General features: G+C 40.0%; 2 protein-coding genes. Both read right to left on the bottom strand.

The genetic code is table 11. The annotated features are described in order from the left end of the window. Window positions 1-79: 79 nt before the first annotated feature. Complete coding sequence (addA, locus tag ACLN19_RS06655) at window positions 80-3,679, bottom strand: helicase-exonuclease AddAB subunit AddA (RefSeq protein ID WP_413384591.1); 3,600 nt, start codon at window positions 3,677-3,679, stop codon at window positions 80-82. After that, window positions 3,669-6,914, bottom strand: a complete 3,246-nt coding sequence (gene rexB / locus ACLN19_RS06650; protein ID WP_413384586.1) for an ATP-dependent nuclease subunit B — start codon at window positions 6,912-6,914, stop codon at window positions 3,669-3,671. The genes addA and rexB overlap by 11 nt, the downstream gene beginning before the upstream one ends. Window positions 6,915-6,948: the final 34 nt, after the last annotated feature.

The raw sequence follows: 6,948 nt of genomic DNA, 5'->3' as shown, positions 1-6,948 counted from the left end.
AAGAAAAGCACCCCAATTGTTAGATTTTATGTCTAACTTTTGGGGTGCAGTTCAGTTTTCTCAACGGTCTTTTTAATCATTAGTCCAAAGTAACCACGTGTAGTTCTTGTCCGCCTAGTAACACCAAATACTTTTCAACATGAGAGATGCCATAAGATTGGCTTAACGCCTCCGCATAAAGTTGCATTTGAGAGGCATATCGCTCTTTAATCTTGCCTGCATCGGTGAATTTATCAGTCTTATAGTCAAAGAGAACAATCCTATCGTCAAATAACAAATAACCATCAACAATCCCACGTACAACAAAGGATTCCCCACTATTTTTATCTTTCTTTAACATAGCAAATGGAGCTTCACGATAAAGATGCTTATGCTCTGTTTGAATCAACTGACCAAGCGCCGTGTCTTTAAAGAAAGCTTCTATCTTATCAAGATGAATCTGCTTCTTTAGCTTGTCATCAATATCCAGTTGATTAAGCGTTAGCCTAAGAGTAGACTGAGTAAGCGGTCGTGTCATATCAAGAGCCTGCATTAGCTGATGCACAGTACTTCCGACCAAAGCAGCGTCAACCTTTTTCTGCTGGTCTAATGCTTTAAAGTCAAAACTCGCAAGACTCTCTCGCTTCTCTAAAATATCGACACCTTCAATATCACTTATAGGTTCGTACAATTTTTTGACCTGACTTGGCGTGCGGACGCTAGGGAGGTCAATGGCTGCCTGATAGCTTTGATTGAGCGTCTCAACAGCTTCTAGGGATGCTATCGCTTGACGAATTTCGTCGGTCTGACGGTTTTCTGCTTGATCATCGACATCAAAAGGAAGCTCTTGTGTGATACTTCCGATACACTCATCTGTCAAATCACGCTCACTGACAAAATCAAGACTAAAAGCGAGATTAGATTTTTGATAGGTAGTATAGATAGCTAGTAACCAATCCTGAATGCGACGGTATCGTTTTCTATCAGAAACAGGTAGATGGTTGGCTTCGGATACACCGCTATACTTATCTGACCAAGTTCTAGAGTTAGCTTGTCCGACCAAATACAGGCGCTCCTTAGCTCGTGTCATTGCAACATAAAGAAGTCTCATACGCTCTGATAATAAGGCTAGGCGTATCTCTTTTTCAATCATCTGATAAGCAAAGGTCTCAACGCTAGCCATAACTTTAGGCAGGAAAGGATCGCCCACTTCTTCTTTTAAATCTACCAAATACTTGATACCAATCCCTAGATCTCGACTTAGCAACATAGGGCTTTTCACATCATCTGTATTGAACTCTTTATGAATACTCAAGATAAAGACATATTTGAATTCCAAACCTTTACTATTATGGATAGTCATCAGATTGACAGCATCTTTAGACACATTCATCTCGACTTCCATCAAGTCCTTGTCATTGCTGATAACCTTGTCAATCATCGTGATAAAGCGGGATAGACCTTTAAATCCTGAGCGCTCATACTGATTTGCCCGTAAGGCTAGGGCATACAGATTGGCTTGACGTTGCTGACTGTTGGGGAGATTACCCACATAATCATAGTAAAAGCGATCTTGATAAATCTTCCAAATCAAGTCATACAATAAATGTGTCTTTGAAAAAGTCCGCCACGCTGTAAATATCTCTAAAAATAAGGCTACTTTTTGAGCTAGAGCGTCTGTGATCAGCTCTTGTTTGTCTCCTTGAGCTGAATGAGCCAACTGTATCTTTTCAAAAAACTGCTTTTTAAAATGAGCAGGGCTTTGTAAAGATAGACGTGTCAAATCATCTTCGTTAAAGGCAAACATGGGGGAACGCAAGAGAGCTACCAATGCGTAGTCATTTAACGGATTTTGAATAGCTCGTAGGGTATCTAGCATGACCATAACCTCAAGAGACTCAAGATAATGCTTCTCACCACTATCACTAAGAACAGGAATACCATAAGACTCTAAGGTCTTTATGATAGCGTTATTATGTGTTCGTGTCGAAACGAGGAGAGCCATATCCTCAAAAGCCACCTGCTCTTTCTGATGAAGACGAATAATCTCCTTAGCCACCAAACGTATGTCGGCAAAATCAAAATCCTCTTCAATACTCTCTTCATCAAACAAGAGTATCTGCGTTTGATTGTGAGGCTTAGCTATCGCTTGGCCTTCACTTCCTACCTTCAAGGCATGGCTATCATCGTAGAGAATTTCGCCTACTTCCTCGTCCATTAAATGCTTAAAAACGTCATTGGTGCTATCAACAACTTCTGATTGGCTACGGAAATTTTCTTTTAAAATAATCAGTGAACCATGCTCTGGATGCTTTTGAAAATCTTTAAATTTATGATTAAAAATCTGAGGGTCAGCCTGACGAAAACGGTAAATCGACTGCTTGATATCACCCACCATAAAGCGATTGTGACCATTAGACAATAACTCTAGCAAACGTTCTTGCGTATGGTTGTTATCTTGGTACTCATCGACCATCACCTCGTGATAGCGCTCTTGATAGTGCTTACGAATCGCCTCGTTTTCTTCTAAAATACGAATCGCCAAATGACTGATGTCTGAGAATTCAAAGGCTGATTCCTGCATTTTAGCTTGTAGATACTGCTCAGAAAAATCACGTACAAAGGCTTGTAGAAGTTCAAGCATAGGGAGCGCTTCTTGTTGAGAGGCGATAATGATATCGATATGTACATACTGAGACATGAGTTGTCGAAGTGGCGTAAAGATATCGTATTTTTTCCCAGCAACTGACAGTGACTTAGGAAGAAGCGCTAGACTATCTTTTGCCAATCGTCCCAGACCTGACAGTCCATATAAGCTATCAAAATGAAGCGCCCACTCTCTCAAAGATGCTATTATATTAAGGTGTTTTTGATAAGTTGCTGAAATCTTACCTTTCGCTGTTTGTTGACGATAGCCTTCTAGATTGGTGATATCTTCTAGTTTATCTGCAGTATCTTGCATCTCCTTGATAATCTCATCAACTACCTGATGACCTAAACTTGCAAGGTCTGTGTAGGTCTTTGCCCCCTTTAAAAAAATCTCGTCTAGCCAATATTGGGGATTATCTGTGGCTTGGCTGAAGGTATAAATCTTATAAACCTCTTGACGAAAAACCTGACTACTTTTGGCATTGCCTGAAACATTTTTGACCAAACGCATAAATAAATCAGCGTCTTTACCTTGCATATAGTCTGCAAATAAATCTGCAAAGACGTCATTTTTAATCAGTAGTTGCTCATTATCATCTTGTAAAATGCGAAATTGTGGTGAAATGCCTAGCGTATAACCGTATTGGCTCAGCAATTTTTGGGTAAAGGCATCCATAGTCCCGATATCTGCCAATTGGACATTTGCGAGTTGTTGAGTGAGAAATGCCTTCAATTCAGTGTTTGTTTCTGTATTGATTTTTTCTCTTAGCTTAGTTTCTAAACGCTCTTTTAACTCACTTGCTGCTTTGACGGTAAAGGTGGAGATGAACAGCTCATCAATACCGACGCCACGTGTTAATTGGTCCATGATACGCTCGACCATTACAAAGGTCTTACCAGACCCTGCCGAAGCTGATACTAGGACATTATTACCATTGGTATAGATAGCCTCAATCTGCTCTGGTGTTCGTTTTTGCTCTTTATCAGATTTGGCTTCTCTTTCTTGTAATTGCACGATAGTTTCTGGGCTTAAAAAAGGCTCAAAGCGCATCATCTTCCTCCTCTAGTTCTACTTTCATAGTGTCAAGATAATCCTCTACTTTTCCTTTTGGAAAACGCATAAAGGATCTAGCGTATCGCATATGACGATCTGCTTCAAAACCTGTAATAGCTTTCAGCTGGTCACCTTTGACACTCCTATCATCTATGGTGTAGGGATTGATATCAAAATAACCACTTCTAATCGCCTTGTTAGCATATTGATAAAGTTGTTTATTATATGCCAGTAATACAGCAATCTCATCCTTGCTATATAGCTTAGTCGAGCGACTGATAGCAAAGTTGCCATCAGCCAGGTAAGCTTTCTCATCTTCAAGAAACAGCCCTGTATAACGAAGCTGACGATGTACTTTGGCCTGTAATTCCTCTAACGAGATGACATCTTTCAGTTTTAGTTTAGGCTCCTGCATATGAAGGTACATAGCCCCAAACATCTGCTCAATATCAAGGTCATAGCTCTCTTTTAAAGCAGCTAGATAGGTCACTAGTTGCGAGTTAAGCCCATTGTAAAAAAGACCAATATCAAACTTCTGCTCACTTGATTTATAATCAATAACCCCCAAACTACCATCAGCAAGTCTATCCACACGGTCAATAATCCCATTGACGATGATGTCCTCATTGACCTGCCAGCTAAAGCGCTCCTCCTCATCTTGGGTGACCTGATTGGTATGGCGTTTAAACAAACTAGCCGTCGCACGCGCAATATCTTCTAAAACACTAAGTGAATAGCGTCCTTCTTCATCCATAGCATACTGTGCTTTGAAATTAGCTTCTTGATTAACCGTCTTAATCGCTTTTTCTATCTTAGTATCTATATGACTATCCGCATCATCTCTCATCACCAACTCAAAAACACGGTGCAAGTAAGTACCGTGATGTCTCGCATCAGGATGAACACTAGACTCTTCTTGAAGATTTAGCACATATTGTAAAAAATACTTGTATTGATTATTATAAAAAGTAGTAAGTGCACTTGAGGATAACCGTAGGGCTTCATCTAGCGCAAAGCGTGCCTCAATAGCTTCTTTTGATACAGGTGTGGTCTCCACGCTCTCGTATAATAAAGGCATTTCAATACCTTCTTTAGCCATTTTACGACGAAGGTAGCGCACTAAGACAGACCAAAATTGCTTTTGACTTTTCGTCATTTCTTGTCTAAGCGCTAAACTGTCGTTAGCAAAATCCACTAAACGTGATAACAAAGCTTTGTAGCTAGCAATATTAGTCGCATCTATACGCTCTTTTTGCAACTGCTTATGCTCAAAAGGCACTCCCATAGCTTTTAGCTCACTAAGATAAGGAGACATCATATCCGCAGTTTCATTAAGTAAGCTAGGTAGTGTCAAGACGAGACTCTCTGTAGCTGCATTAAAAAGAGACAAAGCAGTGAAATGACTTTTCTTACTTGCTTCTTTATAGACAATATCTAACCGACCAGCTGCTACACTGTCATTGATTAGCTGACGCTCCTCATCTGAGATGAGCGACCTATTTTTAGCTAGCTTAGGAAAATTGGATTGTATCATTCCTAAAGCAAAGACATAGGGCTTGGTGTGTGGCTCTACTAAGTCATAAGAGCGAATCGTTACCACATCAACAGTCGCAGGAACCGTTCGATAATCAGCCTGTAATAACGCTGCACTCAACAACGATAAACACTCTTCTAAGGCTAACTTCTCCTTGTCAAAAATCGTTTGAAATTGTGTCAACAAGTCCATAAAGGTCTTCCAAACCTGCTCTTCTTTTTCTTGTTCGCTAGAGGAGGCATCTTTGACAAGACGGGACATATTGTAAGGTAGATCAATAGCCTCACAAAAATGAATCAGTTTTTTAAGCAATCCTGCACCTGATTGCTTACGAGCTTTCATCAGCTGCTCAAGTGGTTCCATCAAGCATTTACGAATCGCATTTAGACGCTCTAGGTGATATTTTCCTTGATCAGATAAGGTAAAGTCACTAAAAAAAGCCTTACGCCCTTTAAGGTCCGCATAGCTGATATAATGGGTAAAGTAATCCAAATCTGCTTGGCTAACCCTTGTATAGAGACCCGATGTGACAAGGTTAATCACATCTTCACCACGAAAATGATAACGTTTTAAGCGCTCTAAACTCGAAATCAGATTGACCAAGGGATGAGTACTCATACTCTCAGCTTTAGCGATATAGTGGGGGATATCATATTGTTCAAAAATCTGCTTTATTTGCAGACTATAAGCATCGACATCACCAAGGAGTACCAGTATATCCTTATAACGCTTACCTTCAAAAAGTTGCTGTCGAATAGCTCTAGCGACCCACTCAATCTCCTCTTTTTGATTGCTAGCCTGCCAAATAGCTACGTGAGCCTTACTCTCTTGGCTTAGTTGCTCACCAGAAGCTGTAAAGTCATGGTTTGCCTCAAATAATTGGGATAGTTCCCTAAACGCTTCTAAGCCTTGCCAACTTGACGTCTCATAGACAGGTTTTACCTCAAATCGCTGCGCTAAATCTCTCATAAAATCAAGACTAGCTTGATAGACATTACCTGTCAAAAAGGTTGCACGCTGCGCTTTTGGGCTGATATACGTCCCTATGACAACTTGATGGCATTTGCTTTCTAATAAACCAACTAGCTCTTCTTCTTCGGCTGAAAAGCGAGTAAAACCATCAATCACTACCACCGTATCACTGAGCGTCTTATCCAAAGTACTAGAGGCTAGCTCGTCACGGAAAAAAGAAAGCTTTGTTTGGTTGTCATAATGGCCTTGTCTCAATAAGTCATTGAAGGCTAAAAAAATGGTCTTCAAAGCCTGATATTTTTCAGTCGAAGGTATCTTGTCTAAATCCAAAATCGTTAGATTAGCAGCCTGCAATTCTTTATAGAGATCAACCAACTGTTTGATAAAGTTAGGATCTTTTTTTAAGCGAGCCAATAAGGGTAAACTATTATCATCCAATTGGCTAAGGGCACGATAAAAAAGCATTGCCAAACCAGCATCATTGAGGCTTTTTTCTTGGCTAGGCTTGTTAAGTAAAAAGTATCTTGCCATCTGCTCAAAGCGAGTAATGGTAATGGTAAAGGAAGCTTTCTTTTCCAACAATTCAAGCACGGCTCTCTCTTTTTCAAAAGACAGAGAGTTGGGGGCAATATAAAAAACCCGCTTCCCCATATCAGCAGCTTTACTTGCTTTCTTAACTAAAATCTCGGTCATATCATGACTCATATCTGTGTACACTAATTCCATTGATGACTACCTCATTTTTATTACGTCTATTATA

The organism is Streptococcus lishijunsis (genome assembly GCF_047290665.1).
Taxonomy (GTDB): domain Bacteria; phylum Bacillota; class Bacilli; order Lactobacillales; family Streptococcaceae; genus Streptococcus.
Note: the sequence above shows the minus strand (reverse complement) of the source record. Positions and strands in the feature narration are given on the sequence as shown.

What these genes read in the sequence shown, in the direction of transcription:
- rexB (WP_413384586.1), bottom strand. Translation starts at nt 6,914, where the DNA reads ATGGAATTAGTGTACACAGATATGAGTCATGATATGACCGAGATTTTA.
- addA (WP_413384591.1), bottom strand. Translation starts at nt 3,679, where the DNA reads ATGCGCTTTGAGCCTTTTTTAAGCCCAGAAACTATCGTGCAATTACAA.